We start from the raw sequence: 23,767 nt of genomic DNA on the forward strand, positions 1-23,767 counted from the left end.
TGCAGCGTTTTTGGGCTAAAACATTGCGACCCAAATCATATCTTTTGAATGATCACGCCATACCAACCCAGCCCGGCATAGGTCTCGTAGCCCGGCGTGCGGTGGAAGGCGATCAGATTGCCGCCGTCCTTGTAGGTGCCGAAGGCCTGGCCGCCGGTGCGTAGCGTTATGCGGTCGTGCAGGATGCCCTTGCCGTCCGACGATGCGATCACCCGGCCCGATGAATCGACCAGCAGGGCACGCGTCGTGTCGCGCTCGGCCTCGGTCAGGCGGATACCCTGCGTGATCGCGGCGGCTTGCGGCTGCCAGTCGAAATGGACGCCCAGCACGCCGATGGGTTTGCCATCCGCCATGCCATTTTCGCGCACGGCGGTGGCGTAGGTCGCGACCTGGGCGCTGCTCAGATGGCGTTCGGTACTGATGTCGGCGACAGCGAAATCGTCGCCACTGGTCAATGCGCGGGCGCGCTGGAACCACGCCTGATCCGAGACATTGGCGCCTTCGACGGCGTAGCGACCCGGGCGGCCATTGGCGATGACATTGCCGTTCAGGTCGCACAGCCAGAGATCAAGATAGACGGTGTAGGCGTCGAGGATGACGCCCAGGCGTTGTGAGGCGGTCGCACAGGCGGCGCTGTCGGATGCGGCGGACACCATGGCGGCATCGGTCGCCCACCAGCGCACATCGCAAGTCCGCTCATACAGGTTGCGGTCGATCAGCTCGATGGCATTGAGCGCCAGGTCAACCAGACGCGCGCCTTGATTCTGGGCCGCCATGCTTTCGGTCAGGGTTTCCAGGGCACCAATTTCGATGCTTAGCTCGTCGGCCATGCGTTTGGAGATTTCCTCAACGCGGCCGGAAATCTGACGCACTTCGTCGGCGACGATGGCAAAGCCGGCGCCCATGTCTCCGGCGCGCTTGGCCTCGATCAGCGCATTGAGCGCAAGAATGCGCAGGGTGTTGGTGACACCCGTTATGTCGCGCAGGCGGCCAGTCGTGACCGCCTTCGCCTTCGCTGTATGCTCGGCAATATCCTTGACGCTGACCGTCTGCATGTCGCCCCTCATGTATACGATGTGTCGTTAGACATGCGCTGATAGGCTTAACGATTCCTGAATGGCCATATCGTGCCGACGTGATGTTTCACTTTGTTTCAGGCATGTGAGATTGCGCTTTGGTACTAACGTTTTGTCGCAATGCGTTGTTTTTAAAGCCTGTCTCGCAGGGCGTAATAGCTGAGACCTGCAACCAGGGCGGGCCAGCGTAACGCGCGTCCGCCAAAGAAGGCGGGCGTCGGCAGGCGGCTCAGAAGATCGACATCACGGGCGTCGCCAGTGACTGCGCGCGCCAGCAGGCGGCCGAAATAGGGCGCGAGGACGACGCCCTGGCCGCTGTAACCGGCGCTGACGAAGGTGGACGGCGACAATTGGCGGACGAACGGCGCGCGGCTCATGGTAATGGCCAGGGTGCCGCCCCAGGCGTGGGTGATTTCCACTTCGGCAAGTTGCGGGTAGACTTTCAGCATGTTGCGGCGGACGAAGCCGGCAATGTCCTTGGGGAACCAAGGCGTGTAGTTTTCGCCGCCCCCGAACAGCAGGCGGTTGTCGGGCGTCTTGCGCCAGTAATTGACGACAAACCGCGAGTCGGCGGCAGCGAAATTGCCGGGCAGGATGGCGTTGTCCCTCAGCGGCGCGGTCGTGAGGATGAAGTTGTTGATCGGCATGACGTGGCTGTCGACGCGTTCACTCAGGCCTTCCATATAGCCATTGCCGCAGAGAAGGACGGTGTCGCAGGTGACGCGGCCGCGCGCTGTATGCAGGACCGGTGTCGGGCCGTCTTCGAGGCGCAGGACCTGGCTGTGTTCGAACAGATGGGCGCCTTTGTTGGCAGCGGCTTTCGCCATGCCGATCGCCAGTTTCAGCGGATGCAGATGCCCGCCACCGCCGTCAAACAGGCCGCCGTGATAGACTTCAGTGCCGAGCTCCGCGTTGACTTCATTACGGTTCCGCAAGGCCAGCTTGTCATAGCCATAACGGCTTTGGACAAAGTCAGCATAGGCGCGGTCATCGGCCTCAAAACGCGGCTTGTGCCAGGCGTGAAGCAAGCCGTTGCGGACATCGCAGTCAATGCCGTGTTCGGCCATGAGCGCATCGAGGCTCTGGCGCGCATCCATCGCCATGTCCCAGAACTGACGCGCAACGTCTTCGCCGAACATCTGCTCAAGCGTTTCGGGATCGAGGCGCTGGCCCATATGCATCTGCCCGCCATTGCGCCCGGAGGCGCCCGACCCGATCTCGGCGGCTTCCAGCACCGCAACACGAACGCCTTTTTGCGCCAGTTCCAGAGCCGCTCCCAGACCGGTGTACCCGCCGCCGAGGATAGCGACATCGACGCGCAAATCCCCTTCGAGCACCGCATAACGCGGCGGCGCTTCAATGGAGGCGCGATACCACGAACCTTCAGGGTGTCCGGTATTCAGCATGAATTTGCCTGGGAAGGGGGCACACGGGGGAAACGCCGTTTCCCCCGTGACTGGCTAGACGTTGAGCAACAGGAATTCGCGTTCCCACGGGCTGATCGTCTGCATGAAGGTCTCGTATTCATAAAGCTTCACGCGGCTGTAGGCGGTAACGAATTGCGGCCCCAGCATGTCGATAATCGGCTGGGCGCGCTCGAGCTTGATGATGGCCTGGACCAGCGAGTAAGGCAGGTCGCCCTGCGGCAGGGTAGCGGCGTCGATATCAACCGGATCGGCGGGCTTCAGCTTGTCGATCATGCCGAGATAGCCCGACGCCAGAACGGCGGCGATGGCCAGGTACGGGTTGGCGTCCGACGATGGGAGACGGTTTTCCAGGCGGCGGTTTTCGGCGTCGGATGGCGGCACGCGCAGGCCCGCCGTGCGGTTGTCGTAGCCCCACTGGGTATTGACCGGCGCGCCCGAGCCCTTGGCAAGGCGTCGGTACGAGTTGACATAGGGCGCCAGCAGCGAGGTGATGGCCGGCATATACTTCTGCTGGCCGGCAATGAAGGCGAAGAACAGCTCGGTCGGGGCGCCGGTCTCGGGGTGCGAAAACAGGTTTCGGCCGGTCTTGGCGTCGATGATCGACTGGTGGATGTGCATGGCCGAACCTGGCTCCTGCGCCATCGGCTTGGCCATGAAGGTGGCGTAGATGTCGTGCTCCAGCGCCGTTTCCTTGATGGTGCGCTTGAACATCAAAACCTGGTCGGCCAGTTCCAGTGGATCACCGTGACGCAGGTTGATTTCCATCTGGGCGACGCCGGATTCGTGGATCAGGGTGTCGATCTCCAGGCCCTGGCTTTCCGAATATTCGTACATGTCCTCGAACAAGGCGTCGAACTCATTGACAGCCGAGATCGAATAGCCCTGGCGGCCGGTTTCCGGACGGCCCGATCGGCCGATCGGCGGCTTCAGAGGATAGTCCGGATCGACATTCTTTTCGACCAGGTAGAATTCGAGTTCGGGCGCGATGATCGGCTTCCAGCCCTTGGCCTCATAGAAGCCGAGGACGCGGCGCAGGACCTGACGCGGGCTTTCCTCGACCGGACGGCCGTCGGGATGGTAGGCGTCGTGGATAACCTGGGCGGTCGGATCATGTGCCCACGGTACGGCGGCCAGGGTGCGGAAATCAGGTCTCAGGAAGACGTCGGTATCGGACTGAACCGTTCCGACGACGCCTTCAAGGTCAGGATAGTCGCCGGCGATGGTCTGGTAAAAGACCGCCAGGGGCAAGTTCATGTAAGGCGAGGTCAGGAATTTCTTGGCCGGCATGATCTTGCCGCGCGCCACCCCGGCGAGGTCGGGGATCAGGCATTCGATCTCCTCGATGTTCTGGCTGGCCAGCCATTCCTTGGCGTCTTCTACGCTGTCCACGCCGCGCTTGGAGAAGGTCTGCTTCTTGCGCTTCTTGGACTTCATCTGGTTCTTGGCGGAGTGGTCACTGGGCATGAGAATCGTCTTTTCGCTGTGATGTGACGGATCATGACACCGGCCGGAGCATTTGTATTGCTCCTTTGAGTCGACGGCCAGCCTGGGAGACCAGGCACCGGCAGGGCATCTTGACAGATTGTGATCACAATATTGCATATTCCGACTAAAGACAAGCCTTACGCCTTGCACCGGTTGGCCCGGGCGGGCATTTTAGGAGCGGGCAGGGCTTTACAAACCCATGAGGTCCCATGCCCCTGTCCATTCCAGGCGTGTCCGCGGAAGTTTTACTCGTTGGCCTGATCGTTACCGGTTTGGTGGTCGGTCTGGTCCTGGCGCGGATTGTCATGGGGCTGGCGCGCTGGGTGTTGAAGCAGACGCCGCAGATCGCCGCCTACTTCAACGTCAAGCGCCTGCGTCCGCCATTGTTCACCGCCTTGCCGGTGCTGACCGTCTTTGTGACCCTGCGGTTCTTCATGCCCGACAGTCTGGATGATCCGGCCTTTATCGGCCTGATCAAGGTGTCGAGCGTGGCCCTGATCTACTGGCTGGTCATCCGCATTATCGACATCACCAGCACGGCGATCACTCGGCGCTATGACATTACAGTGCGCGACAATCTGCGCGCCCGCCAGATCCATACGCGCATCTCGGTCATCCGGCGCATCCTGCTGTTTCTCGTCTTCGTGCTTGCGTTGGCAGCGGTCTTTTTGATGTTCGAACAGTTGCGCACGCTTGGGGTCAGCCTGCTGGCGTCGGCGGGGATTGCCGGTGTTGTCATCGGCTTCGCGGCGCAGAAGACGCTTGGCAATCTGCTGGCGGGCATTCAAATCGCGCTGACCCAACCGATCCGACTTGAGGACGCCATCGTCGTCGAAAACGAATGGGGCTGGGTCGAGGAAATCACCCTGACCTATGTCGTGCTCAGGCTATGGGACATGCGGCGTCTGGTCCTGCCGATCAGCTATTTTATCGAAAAGCCGTTCCAGAACTGGACGCGGACCTCGGCGGATATTATCGGCACTGTCGAGCTCTATGCCGACTATACCCTGCCAGTCGCGCCGTTGCGCACCAAGCTCAAGGCGATACTGGCGGGGACGACGTTGTGGGACGGCAAGACGCAAGTGGTGCAGGTGACGGAATGCGACAAGGCGGTCATGAAAATCCGGATATTGGTCAGCGCGGGCGACTCGCCGACCGCCTGGGACCTGCGCTGCCTGGTGCGCGAGCAGATGATCGCCTTTATCCATTCAGAGTATCCGCAGTGCCTGCCACGGACGCGCGCCGACATGGCCGGGGGCGTGCTGGGTGACGCCGTTCATTGAGATAACGCATACGGACGATCCGCGCCTTGAGCTGTACCGCGACGTCAAGGATCGTGATCTGACCGGGCGTGAAGGCCTGTTCATGGCCGAGGGCCAGGTCGTGCTGGAGCGGCTGTTTTCTTCGCCCATGTGCGAGACCGTCAGTGTGCTGACGACGCCTGAGCGGTTGCGCAACCTCGATGTGTCTACTGTCGGTGATGCGCCGGTCTATGTTGTCGCGCAGGGTTTGATGGATGAGATCACCGGCTTTCCCATCCATCGCGGGTATCTCGCCTTGGGACGCTACAGACCGCCCGAACTGGGAACTGTGCTGGCGAAACCGCGCGTGCGGATATTGGTTCTGTCCGCGATCGCCAATACGGACAATATGGGCGGATTACTGCGCAATGCAGCGGCTTTTGGCGTCGATGCCGTCCTGATCGATGCGCAGTGCTGCGACCCGCTTTACCGCAAGGCCATTCGCGTCAGCGTTGGCGGTGTCTTTCAGGTGCCGCACTATCGCGTCGATGACCTGGCGGCGGCTTTGAAAGCGCATGACCTCGCGCCTTACGGCCTCAGCCCTGCGGGTCGGGTACGGCTTGACGAAGTGCTGCCGCAGGCGCGCTCGGCCTTTCTGTTCGGCGCCGAAGGGCCAGGCCTGACGCGTGAACTGATGGACGCCTGCACGACCGTGCGCATCGACATGCACGGTGGCTTCGACAGCCTCAATGTTGCGACCACCAGCGGTATTGTCCTTTATCATATGTGCCGCTGACCGTTCTGAATTGTCCTCTTACTGGCTTTCAACGCATTCTGTGCGCGGAGGGGTTCAAATCTGAAAAGAGGAGAAACACCGTGAGCAAGCTTCCCCCGGTTCCGCACGATAATCTGAGCCACGCCGGTCCTGGCGAGACGGTAAGGGATCATACGGCGGAGCGCAACCACGCCCAGGGCGCGGTCAATCCCGACCAACGCGGCCAGCAGGCCAATACCAGGATCAACACGACCCACCAGGGCCATCAGCAGGACCGCTAATCATGTCGACCTCAACCAAGACGCCGGCCTCGATCCGGCAGGGTGGTCCGGGCGCTTCGCATGAGAACGCCAAGGCGCCGCTGGAAATCAAGAAGCCGTCGCCGGATACCGGGCGGCGCATGCACTCCAAGGTATCAGGCGGGGGCGGTGAAGCGGATTCGCACCACACCCACGATGCCGACCTCAAGGGCGGCAAGGGCCGTCATACGACGCTCGAGAACGCCAAACATTAAAGCGATATGCCGAAACGAAGTTCGGCGTAGCCAAAAGTGTAACGCGGTTTTCGGTTACATATCGCGGCAAAGCTTAAACGCAGAAAAGGCCGGAGTTTCCTCCGGCCTTTCGCTTATCTTTGCCATGCGGCCTAGATTTCCTGGTTATACGAACCGATCTCGCTGTACTTGGCCAGGCGCGGCTTCACTTCCTTGCGGAACAGGTCGCGCATGTCGTCTTCCGAGTTCAGGCTTTCAACCACGACGACCAGTTCCGGCTTGTTCGACGAGGCGCGGACCAGAACCCAAGAACCGTCTTCCAGGTGCACGCGGGCGCCGTTGACGGTAATGACTTCCTTGATCTTGCGGCCGAGGATTTCGCCGCCGGCAGCGCCGAGATCGACATATTCCTTCACGATGCGCTCGAGCACTTCGTACTTCACCAGGTCACCGCAATGAGGCGACATGGTCAGCGAGGTGTAGGCGACGGGCAGGGCGTCCTTCAGTTCCGACAGCTTCTTGTCCGGGTTGCGGTCCAGCATGGCCAGAATCCACGACGCGGCAACCAGGCCGTCGTCATAGCCGCGGCCAAGTGGGGAATTGAAGAAGAAGTGGCCCGACTTTTCAAAGCCGGCCAGTGCCTTCAGTTCAGCGGTCTTGCGCTTGATGTAGGAATGGCCGGTTTTCCAGTAGACGGTGGTGGCGCCGTTCTTTTTCAGGATTTCGTCGGTGGCGTAGAGGCCGGTCGACTTCACATCCACCACGAACGTCGCGTCCTTGTACTGTTCCGACAGGTCGCGGGCCAGCATCAGGCCGATCTTGTCGGCGAAGATTTCCTGGCCGGTATCGTCCACGACACCGCAGCGGTCGCCGTCGCCGTCGAAGCCGAGCGCCAGGTCGGCGCCGGTTTCCTTGACCACCTTGGCCATCTCGGACAGCATGTGGTGATCTTCCGGGTTCGGATTGTACTTCGGGAAGGTGTTGTCGAGGTCGCAGTCCATCTCTATGACTTCGACGCCCATGTCGCGCAGGGTCTGCGGGGCGAAGGCGCCGGCCGTGCCATTGCCGCAGGCGCAGACGACTTTCAGCGGACGCTTGATGTTCACCTTGGACGAGATGTCCTTCATGTAGCGATCGGCGACGCCGTCGATCATCTTGACCGAGCCGCCGGGACGCTCGACGCCCTGGCCGCCCAGGACGATTTCCTTCAGGCGGCCGATTTCCTCAGGGCCGAAGGTCAGGGGCGCATGCGTGCCCATCTTGACGCCGGTCCAGCCATTTTCGTTGTGAGAGGCGGTGACCATGGCCACGCACGGCGCGTCGAGGTCGAACTGGCCGAAATAGGCGATCGGCGACAGGGCCAGGCCGATGTCGAGCACTTCGCAGCCGGCCTGTTGCAGGCCCAGCATCAGGGCGTTTTTGATGTTGATCGAGTAGGACCGGAAGTCGTGACCGACAACGACGCGCGGCTTGACGCCGATTTCGTGGATGTAGGTGCCGAGGCCTAAGCCCAGCGCCTGGACGCCGAGATAGTTCAGGTCATCGCCGAAGAGCCAGCGCGCGTCGTATTCGCGGAAACCGGTGGGGGCGACGACGGCGTTGGTTTCGTAGTCGTAGGAGTTCGGCTTGACGCCGACCTTGGGCAGCAGGGACATCGGATTTCCTTAGGCTTGGAAGAAGGGCAGCAGGGCTTCACGCGCAGCCGCGCCCAGTTGGGGGTGTTTCAGCGCCAAGGCGACATTGGCGCGCAGTAGGCCGATCTTGTCGCCGCAGTCATAAGTGACGCCGTCATATTCGAGGGCGTGGAAGCTCTGGGTTTCCATGAGACGGAACATCGAATCCGTCAACTGGATTTCATTGCCGGCGCCGCGTTCCTGGTTGGCCAGCAGCTCGAAGATTTCCGGCTGCAGGATATAGCGGCCGGATACGATCAGGTTCGATGGCGCCGTGCCCTTGGCGGGCTTTTCGACCATGCCGGTCATCTTGTTCAGGCGCCCGTCTTGTTTTTCGAGCGCGACGACGCCGTACTGATGCGTCTGGTCGTGGGGAACGGGCTCGACGACGATGATATTGCCGCCGACTTCGTCATAGGCGTTGATCGCCTGTTTAAGCGCCGAAACCTCGGCGTCCATGACCATGTCTGGCAGGATGACGGCAAAGGGCTCGTCGCCTATGATGTCACGGGCGCACCAGACGGCGTGACCCAGACCGTTCGGCTGCATCTGGCGGACAAAACTCATCTCGCCAGCCTTTGGCAGTTCCGCCAGCAGTTCGTCGAGAATGGCCGTCTTGTTCTTGGCCCTGAGTTGCGATTCCAGTTCGAGCTGATGGTCGAAATAGTCTTCGATCGAGCCCTTGGCGCGGCCTGTTACAAAAACGAAGTGCTCGATGCCTGCTGCGCGGGCCTCGGCAACGACATAGGACAGGATGGGCCGGTCAACGACGACGAGAAGTTCCTTCGGCACGACCTTGGTGCCAGGAAGGACACGGGTTCCCAATCCGGCGACGGGGACAACAGCTTTGCGGACGCGCTTATTGGACAAGACAACCTCTTAAAAAAGCAAAAGTTTTGTGACGGCTACTGACTTGACGGGACCTTATGCGCGGCCCGAATGCACGATAGAATGCTGCACTGCAAACAGCAAATAAAGATTCAATAAGGAGCTGATAGAGATCAACCGTTACCAAACGGCAAATTCGGTGTCCTTTTTCCCCAGTCATCGGACATCGAACGAGATTTTGCTATCGCTTGCCACTTGCAATAAATAAATTTGTAATATTTATTTACCGCCAACGGCGCGCCTCAAGGCGTCTCAAGGGAGAAAAACCGATGAGCTTCATTCGATCCGTCGCACTGGGTGCGCTTCTTGCCGGCGCCTGCCTAGCGCCTGTGACCGTTTCGGCGCACGAATCGCTGGACCTGACCGCGCCCAAGCCCAACCTGGCGCCGACCCCGCCCATGGGCTGGAATTCGTGGAACAAGTTTGCCTGCAATATCGACGAAGCCAAGGTGCGCGCTGTGGCGGATGCGATGGCCTCGACGGGCATGAAGGACGCCGGCTATCAGTACATCGTCATCGACGATTGCTGGCAGAAGGACCGCGCCGCCGACGGCACCATCCAGGCCGATCCCGAAAAATTCCCGTCGGGCATCAAGTCGCTGGTCGACTATGTCCATTCCAAGGGCCTGAAGTTTGGGCTCTATTCCGATGCGGGCGTCAAGACCTGCGGCGGCCGTCCAGGCAGCGCCGGTTACGAGTTCCAGGACGCGCGCACCTATGCGTCGTGGGGCGTGGACTACCTGAAATACGACTGGTGCTACACCGGCACGCGCAATGCCGAAGCCGCCTATACGCTGATGGCCAAGGCTTTGCGGGCGTCGGGACGCGATATCGTCCTGTCGATCTGCGAGTGGGGTGACAACAAGCCGCGGGAATGGGCCGCCAAGGCCGGGCACATGTGGCGCACGACTGGCGACATCCGTGACTCCTGGGGCGAGAGCAAGGGCTACAGCCACTCGCTGTTGGCCATTCTCGACATGCAGGCCGATCTCTGGAAGGATTCCGGGCCGAACCAGTGGAACGATCCGGACATGCTGGAAGTCGGCAATGGCGGCATGACGGCGACGGAGTACAAGGCGCACTTTTCGCTGTGGGCCATCCTGGCCGCGCCGCTGATCGCCGGCAACGACCTGGCGACGATGACTGAGGAGACGCACGACATCCTCACCAATAAGGACGTCATCGCCGTCGATCAGGACGTCCTGGGTGTGCAGGGGCGCCGGATCGTCGATGACGGCGACTTTGAGGTCTGGGCGCGGCCGCTGAAGGGCGGTGACCGGGCTGTCGTGCTGTTCAACCGCTCGGGCGCTGCAAAGGAAATGTCGGTGCACTGGGACGCGCTGCAATTGCCGGCGGGGCTCAAGGCTGACGTCAAGGACCTGTGGACCAAGGAGGTCAAGAAGGGCGTGAAGGGTAAGTTCACCGCCACCGTGCCGTCGCATGGCGCGGTGATGATCCGCCTGACGCCGAAGGTCTAGCTGAGGAGGGGGCTGAACCTTGGTTTAGCCCCGCCCACCGCCGTAGGCGGTGGGCGGGGCTTCTTACTTACTCAAGCCGCCGCCGTGGCCGCTTCGGCGGCTTCGATCAGGTTGAGCGATTCGTGCAGGATTGATTCGGACGCTTTTTCTGCCTCGACCGCATCGCCCTTTTCGATGGCTATCAGGATGGCCTCGTGAGAAGCGATGCTGGCCGTATGGCCGGAAATCTTGTTGGTCAACTGGATCGACAGGCGCAGGGCGTTGTTGATCAGCGGTTTCAACCGCATGAAGAACGGATTACCCGAGGCCTTGAGAATAGACACGTGGAAGTCGATATCGGCCTGCAGCGCCGCGTCCTGGTCGCCCGCCGTGGTGATCATCGCTTCCAGCCCTTCGCGAATCGCCGCGATCGCCGCCTTGTCCTGGACCTCGGCAGCGAGCGCTGCCGCCGTCGGTTCTATCGCCAGGCGCATCTGGGTGAATTCGAGGAAGATCTTGTTCGAGAACGGTCGCTCCATCAGCCAGCGCAACACGTCGGGATCGAGCAGGTTCCAGTTTTCGACCGGCTCGACGCGCGTGCCCTGGCGCTGCCGAGACGACAGCAAACCCTTGGCGGACAACATCTTGACCGCCTCACGCATGACGGTGCGGCTGGCACCGAAGCGGACGCATAGCTCGGCTTCGGTCGGAAAACCGGTGGTTTCGAATTCGCCTCTGACGATGGACTGACCGAGTGACGCCAACAAGCCATAGGCGAGGCTGACGCCAAGTTCCGAACGCATTTGAATACCTTTATCTGTATCTGCCGACCGAGTCGCCTGGGACTGTGTAATGAACTTATAGACGACAAGCGCTTAAAAAACACAAACGTGATTTCAGGCTTGCCTGATAGCGCTATCAGATTATAGTACAATTTTACTGATAAAGAAACGCGTCACAGATAAACGCGGAACGAAGCGCACAGGGGATAGCATGGCTATTGGTAAATCGTGTCGGATGATTGCGTTCGGCTTGGCGGCGACAGCGCTGTCAATGACGCCCGCCTTTGCATGGGCCGCCGATAAGCCGATACCGCAGTTCGTGCAGAAAAACGGCAAGCACACCCTTATGGTCGATGGCGCGCCCTTCCTGATTCTGGGCGGGCAGGCCAACAATTCCAGCAACTATCCCGGCATGCTCGACAAGGTCTGGCCGGCGATTCGGGACGTCAATGCCAATACCCTGGTCATTCCGGTGGCGTGGGAACAGGTCGAGCCCGCCGAAGGCAGGTTCGATTTTTCGTACGTCGATACCCTGATCAAGGAAGCCCGCGCCAATAATGTCCGGCTGGGCCTGTTGTGGTTCGGCACCTGGAAGAATACCGGTCCCAGCTATACGCCGCCCTGGGTCAAGCTCGACAACAAGCGCTTTCCACGCCTGACCAACAAGGACGGCTCGCTGTCCTACGCGCTGTCGCCGCACTATAAGTCGACGCTGGACGCCGATAAGAGGGCGTACACGGCGCTGATGAACCACATCAAGGCGATCGACAGCGCGGATCGTACCGTCATCATCACGCAGGTCGAAAACGAGGTTGGCGTCTACGGCACCGAGCGCGACTATTCGCCGGTCGCCAACAAGCTGTTCGCACAAGCCGTGCCGCCTGCGCTGATCAAGCAGATGGGCGATCGCGCGTTGAAAAAGTCGGGCACCTGGTCCGAGGTCTTCGGCAAGCACGCCGACGAATACTTCCACGCCTGGTACATGGCGACCTTCTGCAACGACGTCGCTGCGGCCGGCAAGGCGGCCTATGCCCTGCCGGCCTATGTGAACGCCGCGCTCAAGGACCCCCTCAATCCGGAGCAGGCGGCGGGGTCTTACGCCTCGGGCGGGCCGACCTATAATGTCATCGATATCTACAAGGTGGCCGCGCCACAGATCGACTTCCTGGCGCCCGACCTCTATTCGCCGGGCTCAAAGTCGTATGAGGCGACGCTGAAGTGGTACAAGCGCCCGGACAATGCGCTCTATGTCGCGGAAAGCGGCAACACGCCGACCTATGCCCGCTTCATCTTCTCTGTCCTGGGCCAGCAGGGGATCGGTTTCGATCCGTTCGGCTTCGACTATACCGGCTACTCCAACTACCCGCTGGGCTCGATCGCGACCGACCGCAAGATCATCGAACCTTTCGCGCCACTGTACAAGCTGTTCGGCGGCATGAGCCGCGTCTGGGCCAGGCTGAGCTTCGAAGGCCAGGTCTGGGGCGTGTCCGAGCCCGATGATCATTCGGCGCAGACGCTTGACCTTGGTTCCAGGTGGAACGCCAAGGTGACCTATCGCCAGTGGCAATTCGGCATGCCCGAATGGGACCCGCAGAACAAGAACGGCTTCCCGGAGGGCTCAGACGTGCCGTCCGGTGGCGTTGCCGTCGCCAGGCTGTCGGACAACGAATTCCTGGTCGCCGGCCACAATGCCCGCATCAGCTTCGGTTCAGGTCCGGCCAACAAGGACAAGGGCATGCTGCTGGACCGCGTCGAGGAAGGTCATTACGATGCGACTGGCCAATGGGTGATGCAGCGTGTGTGGAATGGCGACCAGACCGACTACGGTCTGAACTTCAAGGATCAGCCGCGCCTGCTGAAGGTTCGGCTCGGCACCTACGAAAAGAAATAGCCCCTTCTCGGGACGGGGTTTTCAAGGCAACACAATACGGTCTTTCAGGGAGACTATAATGACATCTGCGATCAAATGGGTTTCGGTATCGGCGCTCGCGCTTTGCCTGTCGGCAGGCGCGGCCATGGCCGGAACGTACGAAAAGACAGCCACGGGCATCGTGGTCAAGCCGGACACCGGTAGCGCCAAGGAGGTGCGGCTGGAGGTCATGACGGATTCGATCATCCATGTCCTGGCGGTCGATGATCCCGCGCGCCAGCAGATCGAGTCGCTGATGACTGTCGCCAAACCGGGCGGCAGCTTTACCGTCAAGGATGGCAAGGACAGCGTCCTGATCGATGCCGGCAAGGCGTCGGCGCGCGTCTCTCTCAAGGACGGCCTGGTCACCTTCTATAATGACAAGGACCAGGCGGTGATGACTCCGGCCGCGGCCGCGATTACGCCGGTCACGGTCGAAGGCAAGTCGTATGTCGCCACCTCCGCCCAGTTCAATCGCGGTACGAAAGACAGCTTCTACGGCCTGGGCCAGCACCAGAATGCCCAGATGGACCTGAACGGCGAAGACGTCGAACTGCGCCAGCACAATATGGACATTGGTGTGCCGTTCGTTGTCTCTGACAAGAACTACGGCGTGCTGTGGGATAACAATTCGCCGACGCGCTGGGGCAATCCGGTTCGTTTCGGCCTGCTCAGCCGCGACCTGTCGCTCAAGGCCGAGGATGGCTCCGCCGGCCTGACGGCGAAGTACTATGTCGATGGCCAATTGATATTGACCCGCGTTGAGCCCGACATCCGCTATCAGTTCCTGAGCGATATCGACAAGTACTGGCCGACCGATCCGGCGCTGAGCAAGGCAGCGACGACGGGCAAGAAGGTCAAGGTCGTCTGGGAAGGCAGCCTGACGTCGAATGCCGCAGGCGTCCATAAGATGCGCATGTATTCGTCGGACTATGCGACGCTCAAGCTCGACGGCAAGACCATCTATAACCGCATCTGGCGCCAGAACTGGAACCCCTGGTACCACAACCTCGAACAAAAGTTTGATGCGGGCAAACCGGTTAAGCTCTACATCGAGTGGGAACCGGCCGGCGGCATGATCTCCATGCATCATTCAAATCCGGAAGCCGATGCCGACAAGCACTCGCTGCGCTTTACCTCCGAAGTCGGCACGGGCCTGAACTACTACTTCATCTCCTCGGACAGCATGGACGGGGTGATTGGCGGCTACCGCCACCTGACCGGCCAGGCGCCGATGATGCCGAAGTGGGCCTACGGCTTCTGGCAGTCGCGCCAGCGCTACGAGACCCAGGACCAACTTCTTGGTGTGCTTAAGACTTATCGCCAGAACAAGTGGCCGATCGACAATATTGTCCAGGACTGGTTCTACTGGCCGGAAGACCAGTGGGGCAGCCACGACTTTGATAAGAAGCGCTTCCCGAATGCGCAGGGCATGGTCGATGAGGTCCACAAGAACAATGCCCGCGTCATGTTCTCGATCTGGGGCAAGTTCTACGCCAACACCGACAACTATAAGGAGTTCGAGCGCAAGGGCTATATGTGGACGAAGAATGTCGAGGAGGGCGCTCGCGACTGGGTTGGTCCGGGTTACCTGAACTCACACTATTCGCCCTATAACCAGGAAGCGCGTGACATCTATTACCGCCAGTTGAAAGACAAGCTGATCGGCCTCGGCATCGACGCCTGGTGGATGGACAATACCGAGCCGGACGTCCGTTCGAACACCAGCCCCGAAGAGTTCGCCAAGTTGATCACGCCGACCCAGATGGGCCCTGGCGCGGTCGTCCACAACGCCTACGCGCTGATGAACACCAAGGCGATGTACGAAGGCCTTGAGAAGGACCAGCCGAACACGCGCCAGTTCATCCTGACGCGGTCGGGCTTTGCCGGCGTACAACGTAATGCCGCGGCCGTCTGGTCGGGCGACACCGTCGGCACCTGGGTCAATCTGCACGACCAGATTTCAGCGGGTATCCAGACCGGCATGTCGGGCATTCCCAACTGGACGCACGACATCGGCGGCTATGCCCAGGAAACGCGCTTCCAGGGTTCGGACGTGGGTGGCCTTCAGGAAAACCGCGGCGGCGGCGCCACAGGGACGGCCGAGGACCTGCGCGAATGGCGTGAGTTGAACCAGCGCTGGTTCCAGTTCGGCGCCTTCTCGCCGCTGATGCGCAGCCATGGCGAAGGCGTCAAGCGTGAAATCCATGAGATTTCGCCGCCGAACTCCGACATGCGCGCCAACATGGTGTGGTTCCTGGAACTGCGCTACCGCCTGATGCCCTACACCTACACGGCGGCGTCCGATATCTACTACCAGTCGGGCACGATCATGCGCGGCCTGGTCATGGACTTTGGCAGCGACGACAAGGTCAAGGACATCAACGACCAGTACATGTTCGGCAAATCGATCCTGGTCGCCCCGGTGACGGCGTTCAATGCCCGCTCGCGCGGCGTCTATCTGCCCAAGGGCGCCGACTGGTACGACTTCTACACCGGTCAGAAGCATAAGGGCGGGACCAGCATCACAGCCGACGCGCCGCTGTCGCAGATCCCGCTGTTCGTCAAGGCGGGCGCCATCGTGCCGATGGGCCCGGTACTCCAGTACGTCAACGAAAAGCCCGACGCACCGCTGACGCTCACCGTCTATACCGGCGCCAACGGCGACTACAGCCTCTATGAGGATGACGGCGTCTCCAACGGCTATGTGAAGGGCGAGGCCAGCCGCATTCCGATGCGCTATGACGACAAGACCGGTACGCTCAGCATTGGTGAGCGTTCGGGCAGCTTCAACGGCATGGTCGCCAATCGCACCTTCCGCGTCCGCTTCGTCACGCCGGGCACGGCGACGACGAAGTTCGACGAATACAGCAAGGAAGTGGCCTATTCGGGCAGCGCCATCACGGTGGCCAAGCCCTGATACTTGTCTGACGTCATTGCGGTATTTTCCGCACCTGACGATTTTAAAACCAAGCCTGTGCGCAACCGGTTCGACGTTGAGAAGCGTCGGCCGGTTGAGCCATATTGTTTTCTGATTTTTGTCCCTCATATTTAACCAAGCTGGTGACCAATCCGGCCCCGGCAGCGCGTCGTACAAGGTGTTGAAACACTTACACGAAAGGCTGTTCCCGCATGTCGTCTGCTTCTGCTGCGTCGCTTTCCGATAGCTTCCCCAAGGCCGCCCTTAACGATGTGCCGCTGATGGCGCGCAAGGGCGTGACCATGCTGCAAAAGGCCTGGGAGACCGGCAGCCTCGATGTGGTCTTTCCCAACGGCAAGCACCTGTTCCTGCACGGCCAGCGGCCCGGGCCGGCCGCAGTCTTGCTGGTCAAGGACTTCAACTTCATCAAGCGCGTCCTGGCGTCGGGCGATATCGGCTTTTGCGATGGGTACCGGGACAATGAGTGGGATACGCCGGACCTGGCGACGCTTCTGGAGGTGCTGACGCTCAACTCGCAGAAACTGGGCCAGCTATTTACCGGCAATATCGTTACCCGGACGATCAACCGGATTGTCCACGCCTTGCGCAAGAACACAAAGTCCGGGTCGAAGCGTAATATCTTCGCCCATTACGACCTTGGCAACGGCTTCTATGACAAGTGGCTGGACCGCAGCATGACCTATTCGGCGGCCCTGTTCGATGGCCGGCCCAAGGACGACCTGACCGCCGCCCAGACCGCAAAATATGCCCGCCTCGCCAAGCTTGTCGACCTCCAGCCCGGCCAGCACGTCCTCGAAATCGGTTGTGGCTGGGGCGGTTTTGCCCAGTACGCTGCGGAAACCATCGGAGCGCGCGTTACCGGCGTGACCATCAGCCAGGCGCAACTCGACTATGCGGTAGAGCGCATGGCCCGTCTGGGCTTGAGCGACAAGGTCGATATCCGTTTGATGGACTATCGCGATATCGAAGGCGAATACGACGCCGTCGTGTCGATCGAAATGTTCGAAGCCGTGGGTGAAACCTACTGGGGCGCCTATTTCGACAAGGTCCGTGACGTGCTGAAACCTGGCGGCAAGGCTGGCCTGCAGATCATCACCATCGCCGACGACATGTTCGAGGATTACCGTTCGCGCGCCGACTTCATCCAGAAGTATATCTTCCCGGGTGGCATGCTACCTTCGCTCTCCAAGCTGGCCGAACACTCGCGTGCGGCTGGATTAAAGCTGATGTCCGACTTCGCCTTCGGCAAGGACTACGCGGAAACCCTGAAACAGTGGGGGATACGGTTTGACAAGGCCTGGCACGAAGGCCGTATCCATGGCTTCGATGACGCGTTCCGCAAACTGTGGCTCTTTTACCTGGCCTATTGCGAAGCCGGTTTCCGGACGGCGCGGACCAGTGTCGTCCACCTGCAGTTGCAGCGGGCGGACTGAGCCGGTTTCGCCATAAAACACTTGTCTCGCCAAGGCACTGACGTTACGACGGTCGCTCGATTAACAACCAACTCCGAATCTCGGTGAGCCTGTCTCGCCTGGGCTTGGCGATTTGGGGGCGCGGTGCAGGATATAACACGAGTGGATGAGGGCGAGGGCGTCACGACGGGCGCAAGGCCGGTCGTCACAGCGCCACCGGGCGCCATCACTCTTGTCCGTCATGGCGAGCCGGATCTGTCGCGCCGCCTGCTGCTCGACTGGCGCGGTTACGAAGACTGGTGGGCCAAGTACGAAGAAGCCGGGTTGCTGGCCGGCCAGACCCCGCCGCATTGCCTCGAAATCTACGCGCGCGATGCCCGCTACATCTTTTCCTCGACCATCCGGCGCTCGATTGAAACCGCCCAGGCGGTCTGCGGCAAGCGGCCATTCGAGCAGCTGGACATGCTGGTCGAGGCGCCGCTGCCGCCGCCACGTCTGCCGACCTGGATCAAGCTGTCGCCGAAATCGTGGGGCTGGGGAACGGTGTCGCGCCTGTGGTGGTGGTACACGGACAATCACGGCGCGTTGGAGAGCCGCCGCCAGGCCGTGGAGCGGGCTCAAAAGGCCGCCAATTTTCTGGCCGAAAAGGCGCGCGAAGGCGGTGACGTCCTGGTCCTGGCGCACGGCTATTTCAACCTGATGATCAGCCTTGAACTGAAGAAAATGGGCTATATAAAGACGGTTGAGCAGGGGTTTCAATATTGGGGGTGCCGCCGCTACGAGTTGAAGGAGCGATAGATGAGTGAAGTGAATGGGCTGTCCTTCGAAGAAGCCCTGAAGGAACTCGAGAAGATCGTGTCCGAGCTCGAATCGGGCCAGGCTCCGCTGGAGAAGTCGCTGGACCTCTACAAGCGTGGCGCCGAGCTGAAGGCCCTGTGCGAAATGCGCCTCGAAGCCGCGCGTCTGCAGGTCGAAAAAATCTCCCTGTCGAAGACAGGCGCAGTTGAAGGTACGGCGCCGGCGAGCTTCGAGTAATGATCACACCGGTCGCTGCCAATTCTGATATGCCCCCCCTGCAGCAGCGTCTGGCCGAAACGGCGGACCTGGTAACTCTGGCGCTCGATCAGCTTCTGCCGCGCGGTGAGGGGGCGGAAAGCCGCCTGACCGAGGCAATGCGCTACGCGGCCTTGGGGCCTGGCAAACGCATCCGGCCATTTTTCGCGCTGGAGACGGCGCGGCTGTTTGACGCCGACGAGAATTCGGTGCTGCGTGCCGCCTGCGCGCTCGAATGCATTCACGCCTATAGCCTGGTTCATGACGACCTGCCGTGCATGGACGACGACGATATCCGCCGCGGGCAACTGACCGTCCACCGTGCCTATGACGAGGCGACGGCGGTTCTGGCCGGCGATGCCCTGCAAAGCGTCGCTTTTGAGATCCTGGCCAGTGAAGACACGCACGAGGATCCTGCGATACGCTGTGAACTGGTGCGCCTGCTGGCCCAGGCCTCAGGGGCTTTAGGCATGGCCGGTGGCCAGATGATCGACCTGATCGGCGTCCACGACGACCTGGGTGGCGTGGCGCGCATGCAACGCCTGAAGACCGGCGCCCTGATCGTCTATGCTTTTGAAATCCCGCTTGTGATCGCCGATGCGCCCGAGCGCGACGGCATGGCCCTGATGCACTTCGCCCAGGACTTGGGGCTGGCCTACCAGATTGCCGACGACGTGCTGGATGTCGAAGGCGATCCGGAGGAGATGGGCAAGGCTTCGGGTGGCAAGGACGCCGAGAAGGGCAAGACCAATTTCGTTACGCTACTGGGGCTGGATGAGGCCAAGGCCCGCGTCAAAATGCTCAGTGAACAGGCCAAATCCAGGCTTGATATTTTCGGCGGAAAAGCGCGATACTTGCGCGACAGTGTTGACTTCGTACTCAATCGGCGCAACTGAACCACCTATTTTTCATCTTTATTTGGTTCCGCCAGAAACCGGTTTGCGCACAGTATGCCTGAAACCCCGATCCTCGATACGTTGCACGGCAGCGAAGGGTTCAATCCAGCAAAAATCCATGAGTTGAATGGCACAGAGCTGAAAGCGCTGGCCGAGGAAGTGCGCGCGGAGACCATTGACGTCGTATCCAAGATCGGCGGCCACCTGGGCTCGGCGCTGGGCGTTGTCGAGTTGACGGTCGCCCTGCACCACGTCTTCGATACGCCTAAAGACATTCTGATCTGGGATGTCGGCCACCAGACCTATCCGCACAAGATCCTGACCGGCCGTCGCGACCGTATCCGCACCCTGCGCCAGGGCGGCGGGCTGTCGGGGTTCACCAAGCGGTCGGAAAGCGCCTATGATCCGTTTGGCGCCGCCCATGCCGCAACCTCGATCTCGGCGGCGCTCGGTTTCTGCGCCGCCCGCGACCTGAAGGGCGGGACGAACAAGGTGGTGGCGGTGATCGGCGACGGTTCGATGTCGGCCGGCATGGCCTATGAGGCGATGAACAATGCCGCCGAAACGACCAAGAACCTGACCGTCATCCTCAACGACAACGACATGTCGATTGCGCCGCCGGTCGGTGGCATGAGCGCTTACCTGGCCAACCTGGTCTCGGGCGGCACCTACCAGTCGATCCGCCGCTTTGGCCGCCAGATGGCCGAGCACCTGCCGCGCCCGCTGTACGAAATGGTGCGCAAGGGCGAGGAGTTTTCGCGGACCTATGTCACCGGCGGGACCTTTTTCGAAGAACTGGGTTTCTACTATGTCGGGCCGATCGACGGCCACAATATGGAGCACGTGCTGGCGGTCCTGAAGCGCGTGCGCGGCATCAACGACCGGCCGGTCCTGGTCCACGTCGTGACACAAAAGGGCAAGGGCTATGTCCACGCCGAAAGTGCGTCCGACAAGTATCATGGCGTCGCCAAGTTCGACGTCATTACCGGCGAACAGTCCAAGCCGAAGTCGAACGCGCCTAGCTATACCGAGGTTTTCGCCTCCGAACTGATCAAGCAGGCGCGCATCGACCCGAAGGTCGTGGCGATCACCGCCGCCATGCCGTCCGGTACGGGGCTCGATCGTTTTGCTGAGGTCTTCCCGGACCGCACCTATGATGTCGGCATCGCCGAACAGCACGCTGTCACGTTTGCGGCAGGGCTGGCCGCCGACGGCATGAAGCCGTTCTGCGCCCTCTATTCGACCTTCCTGCAACGCGGCTACGATCAGGTGGCGCACGACGTCGCGCTGCAGAACCTGCCGGTGCGCTTCGCCATCGACCGGGCGGGCCTGGTCGGGGCCGATGGCGCCACCCATGCCGGCACCTTCGATATCGGCTATCTCGGCACCTTGCCGAACATGATGATCATGGCGGCGGCCGACGAGGCCGAGCTGGCGGCGATGATCGCCACGGCGCGCGATTATGATGCCGGCCCCTCAGCCTTCCGTTATCCGCGCGGCGAAGGCGTCGGCGGGGACATTCCGGCGATGGCGCAGCCGCTGCAGATCGGCAAGGGCCGTATCGTCCGCGAAGGCTCAAAGGTTGCCATCCTGTCGCTGGGCACGCGCCTGGGTGATGCCTTGAAGGCCGCCGACCAGCTGGCGGCGCGCGGCCTGTCGACGACGGTCGCTGATGCGCGCTTCGCCAAGCCGGTCGATCGCGACCTGGTGTTGCGCCTGGCACGTGAACACGAATGCCTGATCACGGTTGAAGAGGGCGCCGAGGGCGGCTTCGGCGCGTTCGTCCTGCACCTGCTGGCCCGCGAAGGCGCGCTCGATGCCGGTCTGAAGATCCGCACCCTGACCCTGCCCGACACCTTCCAGGACCAGGACAGCATGGCGACTATGTACGCCGACGCGGGGCTGGATGCCGCCGGTATTACCTTGACCGCCTTGCAGGCTTTGGGCCTCGAAGTGGAAACAATCAAGGCACTCAAGCGCTAGAACGAGCTGCGTTTTAAAGGAAACGCAGCACGTTCTAGATTCCTTAGTGGTCGCATGCTTTCACGAAAAACCGGTTTCCACTTTTTCGAAGCATGCTCTAAGCGCTTTACAGTCCGTGCGTCTGGGGTAACTCTCGCCTTTTATTCTGAGAGGCCAGAGTGAACACACCTGTGACAGGGGATGCGGTACAGCGTCAGAAGGGTTTTCTGGGGCTGATCGAGCGCGCGGGCAATCTGCTGCCCGATCCGGTGATGATTTTCGTCTGGCTGATTCTGGCCCTGATGATCCTGTCGACCGTGGCGGCGTCCCTTGGATGGTCGGCCGCCATTCCCTATACGGGCGAAGAGGCGCCCCATTGGGGTAAGCTGGAAAACGGCGTCCTGACCTACACGGCCGAAAGCCTGTTCACCCAGGAAAACATCGCCCGGCTGTTAACCGAGATGCCCAAGACCCTGACGGGCTTTGCGCCTTTGGGCGTAGTGACCGTCATCATCTATGGCGCAGCGATTGCCGAACGCTCGGGCCTGTTCAGCGCGGTTATTCGCTCCTGGCTGCGCAACGCCCCTCGCGCGCTGATGACGCCATGCGTCATCCTGATCGGCATGGTGTCGCACCACGCCTCGGACGCCGCCTATGTCGTCTTCATCCCGTTGGCGGCGATCATCTACGCCTCAGTAGGTCGGCATCCGCTCGTCGGCGTCGCGGCGGCCTTTTCGGCCGTATCCGGAGGGTACGCCGGCAATATAACGCCGGGCCAGACAGATATTCTGTTGTTCGGCTTCACCCAGGAAGCGGCGCGGATCATAGAGCCCGGCTGGATGATGAACCCGGCCGGCAACTGGTTTTATATCCTGGCGATCGTCTGCCTGTTCACGCCTGTGGCGTGGTTCGTTACCGAACGGATCATCGAGCCGCGCCTGGGCAAGTGGGGCGGCCATGACCTGAAACTCGCCGACAGCGACCTGACGGCCGATCTCGCCAAGTCCGAGGTGACCGCCGCCGAACACAAGGGCATCGGTTACGCCGGACTGTGGGCGCTGGTGATCATCCTCGGTTTTGCCGCCCTGGCCCTGTGGCCGGGCTATACGCCGCTGATCGACGAGACCAGGACCGGACCGGCGCGGATGCAGCCCTTCTACGCTTCGCTTGTTGCGGGCTTCTTTCTGTTGTTCGCCGGTTGCGGTATTACCTTCGGCGTCGGAGCGGGCACGATCAAGTCCGACAATGACGTCGTGCGCATGATGGGCGATGGTATCCGATCGCTGGCGCCGTATCTCGTCTTCGTGTTTTTCGCGGCCCACTTCGTCGCCATGTTCAACTGGTCGCGGCTGGGGCCGATTACGGCCATCCATGGTGCTGAGGTGCTGAAGGGCTTGAACCTGCCCGCACCGCTGCTGCTGGTCAGCGTCCTGCTGTTCTCGTCGGTGCTCGATCTGTTTATCGGTTCGGCTTCGGCCAAATGGAGCGCCCTGGCGCCGGTCGTCGTGCCGATGTTTATGCTGGTTGGAATTTCGCCGGAGATGACGACGGCGGCCTATCGCATGGGCGACAGCTATACCAACATCATGACGCCGCTCATGTCCTACTTCCCGCTGATCCTCAGTTTCGTCAGGCGCTGGGACCGGACGATGGGCGTTGGCTCGCTGCTGGCCCTGATGTTGCCCTATGCGCTGTGCTTCATGGTAACGGGTATTGCGATGACGGCGGCGTGGGTATGGCTTGACCTGCCGTTGGGGCCGGATGCGCACGTTCATTACACGCCGCCTATGGCGCGATAAAAAAGCGCCCTCCCGAAGGAAGGCGCTTTGATGGTCTAGTAGTTACCGATAATCAGGCCGGCGATCAGGCCGGTCGCAACCGCAGCGAGGACGTAGTTGTTATCGACGCGGCGCCATTCATAGCCACGCGGCGGGGCATAGAGGTGGCGGTGGCGGCGGTAATCGACGGCGTAACCGCGATCCCAATCGCCGTATGAGACATAACCGCCCCGGCGCCAGTCCGACCGGTCACGCCAGCCTCTGTGATATCCACGGTCATAGCTGCGATGGTCGTAGCGGTCGTAACGATCACGGCGGTCATAGCGGTCATGACGATCGCGTCGGTCCCAGCGATCTCCACGGTCGTGGCGATCATTGCGGTCATAGCGGTCATGACGGTCATAGCGATCATGACGGTCGTAGCGGTCAAAGGCCAGGGCCGAAGCCGGGGCGCTCAGCGAACTGATGGCGACAACCAGGCCAAGGGCAGCGGCGCTAAAAATCTTTTTCATGGCGACA

Annotated in this window: 20 protein-coding genes; 13 read left to right on the forward strand and 7 right to left on the reverse strand. The window is 61.1% G+C overall.

What is annotated here, in order from left to right:
- Positions 1-35: 35 nt before the first annotated feature.
- From AC1DON_RS03675 to AC1DON_RS03685, 3 genes are all read right to left on the reverse strand, one after another.
- Positions 36-1,055: a methyl-accepting chemotaxis protein gene (locus AC1DON_RS03675; protein ID WP_476933373.1), complete on the reverse strand. Its 1,020-nt coding sequence runs from the start codon at positions 1,053-1,055 to the stop codon at positions 36-38.
- Between the two features lie 152 nt (positions 1,056-1,207).
- Positions 1,208-2,482 (reverse strand): NAD(P)/FAD-dependent oxidoreductase, encoded by a 1,275-nt coding sequence (locus AC1DON_RS03680; protein ID WP_476933374.1) that lies wholly within the window; start codon positions 2,480-2,482, stop codon positions 1,208-1,210.
- Positions 2,483-2,536: 54 nt separating this feature from the next.
- Complete coding sequence (locus tag AC1DON_RS03685; RefSeq protein ID WP_476933482.1) at positions 2,537-3,937, reverse strand: glutamine synthetase family protein; 1,401 nt, start codon at positions 3,935-3,937, stop codon at positions 2,537-2,539.
- Positions 3,938-4,197: 260 nt separating this feature from the next.
- On the opposite strand from AC1DON_RS03685, the gene AC1DON_RS03690 reads away from it, so the two are divergent.
- The 4 genes from AC1DON_RS03690 (at position 4,198) to AC1DON_RS03705 (ending at position 6,518) form a co-directional block, all read left to right on the forward strand.
- Positions 4,198-5,271, forward strand: coding sequence for a mechanosensitive ion channel family protein (locus tag AC1DON_RS03690; RefSeq protein WP_476933375.1), 1,074 nt, complete (start codon positions 4,198-4,200; stop codon positions 5,269-5,271).
- Entirely contained in the window at positions 5,255-6,025 is a 771-nt protein-coding gene (locus tag AC1DON_RS03695) for a TrmH family RNA methyltransferase (RefSeq protein ID WP_476933376.1), read from the forward strand. The genes AC1DON_RS03690 and AC1DON_RS03695 overlap by 17 nt, the downstream gene beginning before the upstream one ends.
- An 80-nt stretch (positions 6,026-6,105) precedes the next feature.
- Complete coding sequence (locus AC1DON_RS03700) at positions 6,106-6,285, forward strand: hypothetical protein (protein ID WP_476933377.1); 180 nt, start codon at positions 6,106-6,108, stop codon at positions 6,283-6,285.
- 2 nt (positions 6,286-6,287) lie between these two features.
- A complete protein-coding gene (locus tag AC1DON_RS03705) occupies positions 6,288-6,518 on the forward strand; it encodes a hypothetical protein (RefSeq protein WP_476933378.1) in 231 nt (76 codons plus the stop codon).
- Positions 6,519-6,649: 131 nt separating this feature from the next.
- Here the strand turns inward: AC1DON_RS03705 and AC1DON_RS03710 are convergent, their stop codons facing one another.
- Together AC1DON_RS03710 and AC1DON_RS03715 are read right to left on the reverse strand one after the other, a co-directional pair.
- Positions 6,650-8,152: a phosphomannomutase/phosphoglucomutase gene (locus tag AC1DON_RS03710; protein WP_476933379.1), complete on the reverse strand. Its 1,503-nt coding sequence runs from the start codon at positions 8,150-8,152 to the stop codon at positions 6,650-6,652.
- A gap of 9 nt (positions 8,153-8,161) precedes the next feature.
- Positions 8,162-9,040: a UTP--glucose-1-phosphate uridylyltransferase gene (locus AC1DON_RS03715; RefSeq protein ID WP_476933380.1), complete on the reverse strand. Its 879-nt coding sequence runs from the start codon at positions 9,038-9,040 to the stop codon at positions 8,162-8,164.
- 287 nt (positions 9,041-9,327) lie between these two features.
- Here AC1DON_RS03715 and AC1DON_RS03720 point away from each other — a divergent pair, with 287 nt between their 5' ends.
- A complete protein-coding gene (locus AC1DON_RS03720; protein WP_476933381.1) occupies positions 9,328-10,536 on the forward strand; it encodes a glycoside hydrolase family 27 protein in 1,209 nt (402 codons plus the stop codon).
- A gap of 71 nt (positions 10,537-10,607) precedes the next feature.
- On the opposite strand, the gene AC1DON_RS03725 is transcribed toward AC1DON_RS03720, so the two are convergent.
- Positions 10,608-11,318 (reverse strand): FadR/GntR family transcriptional regulator, encoded by a 711-nt coding sequence (locus AC1DON_RS03725; RefSeq protein ID WP_476933382.1) that lies wholly within the window; start codon positions 11,316-11,318, stop codon positions 10,608-10,610.
- Positions 11,319-11,508: 190 nt separating this feature from the next.
- Here AC1DON_RS03725 and AC1DON_RS03730 point away from each other — a divergent pair, with 190 nt between their 5' ends.
- The 8 genes from AC1DON_RS03730 to AC1DON_RS03765 all read left to right on the forward strand — a co-directional run bounded on the left by AC1DON_RS03730 (position 11,509) and on the right by AC1DON_RS03765 (position 23,269).
- Positions 11,509-13,188: a DUF5597 domain-containing protein gene (locus AC1DON_RS03730; protein ID WP_476933383.1), complete on the forward strand. Its 1,680-nt coding sequence runs from the start codon at positions 11,509-11,511 to the stop codon at positions 13,186-13,188.
- A 58-nt stretch (positions 13,189-13,246) separates the two neighbouring features.
- Positions 13,247-16,126, forward strand: a complete 2,880-nt coding sequence (locus tag AC1DON_RS03735) for a glycoside hydrolase family 31 protein (RefSeq protein ID WP_476933384.1) — start codon at positions 13,247-13,249, stop codon at positions 16,124-16,126.
- A 212-nt stretch (positions 16,127-16,338) separates the two neighbouring features.
- Positions 16,339-17,580: a class I SAM-dependent methyltransferase gene (locus AC1DON_RS03740; RefSeq protein WP_476933385.1), complete on the forward strand. Its 1,242-nt coding sequence runs from the start codon at positions 16,339-16,341 to the stop codon at positions 17,578-17,580.
- Between the two features lie 141 nt (positions 17,581-17,721).
- A complete protein-coding gene (locus AC1DON_RS03745; protein WP_476933386.1) occupies positions 17,722-18,357 on the forward strand; it encodes a histidine phosphatase family protein in 636 nt (211 codons plus the stop codon).
- Entirely contained in the window at positions 18,358-18,594 is a 237-nt protein-coding gene (locus tag AC1DON_RS03750; protein WP_192621222.1) for an exodeoxyribonuclease VII small subunit, read from the forward strand.
- A gap of 2 nt (positions 18,595-18,596) precedes the next feature.
- On the forward strand, positions 18,597-19,508 hold the full coding sequence (locus AC1DON_RS03755) for a polyprenyl synthetase family protein (protein ID WP_476933483.1): 912 nt from the start codon (positions 18,597-18,599) through the stop codon (positions 19,506-19,508).
- A 54-nt stretch (positions 19,509-19,562) separates the two neighbouring features.
- Positions 19,563-21,491 (forward strand): 1-deoxy-D-xylulose-5-phosphate synthase, encoded by a 1,929-nt coding sequence (gene dxs / locus AC1DON_RS03760; protein ID WP_476933387.1) that lies wholly within the window; start codon positions 19,563-19,565, stop codon positions 21,489-21,491.
- 158 nt (positions 21,492-21,649) lie between these two features.
- Complete coding sequence (locus AC1DON_RS03765) at positions 21,650-23,269, forward strand: AbgT family transporter (protein ID WP_476933388.1); 1,620 nt, start codon at positions 21,650-21,652, stop codon at positions 23,267-23,269.
- Positions 23,270-23,304: 35 nt separating this feature from the next.
- Here AC1DON_RS03765 and AC1DON_RS03770 read toward each other — a convergent pair whose 3' ends face one another.
- On the reverse strand, positions 23,305-23,760 hold the full coding sequence (locus AC1DON_RS03770; RefSeq protein WP_476933389.1) for an RcnB family protein: 456 nt from the start codon (positions 23,758-23,760) through the stop codon (positions 23,305-23,307).
- Positions 23,761-23,767 lie beyond the last annotated feature (7 nt).

It is taken from the genome of Asticcacaulis sp. P4_H10, assembly GCF_056400965.1.

Bases quoted from the DNA above. Each gene is read 5' to 3' on its own strand.
- AC1DON_RS03720 (WP_476933381.1), top strand. From the start codon at position 9,328: ATGAGCTTCATTCGATCCGTCGCACTGGGTGCGCTTCTTGCCGGCGCC.
- AC1DON_RS03710 (WP_476933379.1), bottom strand. From the start codon at position 8,152: ATGTCCCTGCTGCCCAAGGTCGGCGTCAAGCCGAACTCCTACGACTAC.
- AC1DON_RS03740 (WP_476933385.1), top strand. From the start codon at position 16,339: ATGTCGTCTGCTTCTGCTGCGTCGCTTTCCGATAGCTTCCCCAAGGCC.
- AC1DON_RS03680 (WP_476933374.1), bottom strand. From the start codon at position 2,482: ATGCTGAATACCGGACACCCTGAAGGTTCGTGGTATCGCGCCTCCATT.
- AC1DON_RS03675 (WP_476933373.1), bottom strand. From the start codon at position 1,055: ATGCAGACGGTCAGCGTCAAGGATATTGCCGAGCATACAGCGAAGGCG.
- AC1DON_RS03725 (WP_476933382.1), bottom strand. From the start codon at position 11,318: ATGCGTTCGGAACTTGGCGTCAGCCTCGCCTATGGCTTGTTGGCGTCA.
- AC1DON_RS03735 (WP_476933384.1), top strand. From the start codon at position 13,247: ATGACATCTGCGATCAAATGGGTTTCGGTATCGGCGCTCGCGCTTTGC.
- AC1DON_RS03750 (WP_192621222.1), top strand. From the start codon at position 18,358: ATGAGTGAAGTGAATGGGCTGTCCTTCGAAGAAGCCCTGAAGGAACTC.
- dxs (WP_476933387.1), top strand. From the start codon at position 19,563: ATGCCTGAAACCCCGATCCTCGATACGTTGCACGGCAGCGAAGGGTTC.
- AC1DON_RS03770 (WP_476933389.1), bottom strand. From the start codon at position 23,760: ATGAAAAAGATTTTTAGCGCCGCTGCCCTTGGCCTGGTTGTCGCCATC.
- AC1DON_RS03685 (WP_476933482.1), bottom strand. From the start codon at position 3,937: ATGAAGTCCAAGAAGCGCAAGAAGCAGACCTTCTCCAAGCGCGGCGTG.
- AC1DON_RS03705 (WP_476933378.1), top strand. From the start codon at position 6,288: ATGTCGACCTCAACCAAGACGCCGGCCTCGATCCGGCAGGGTGGTCCG.
- AC1DON_RS03730 (WP_476933383.1), top strand. From the start codon at position 11,509: ATGGCTATTGGTAAATCGTGTCGGATGATTGCGTTCGGCTTGGCGGCG.
- AC1DON_RS03690 (WP_476933375.1), top strand. From the start codon at position 4,198: ATGCCCCTGTCCATTCCAGGCGTGTCCGCGGAAGTTTTACTCGTTGGC.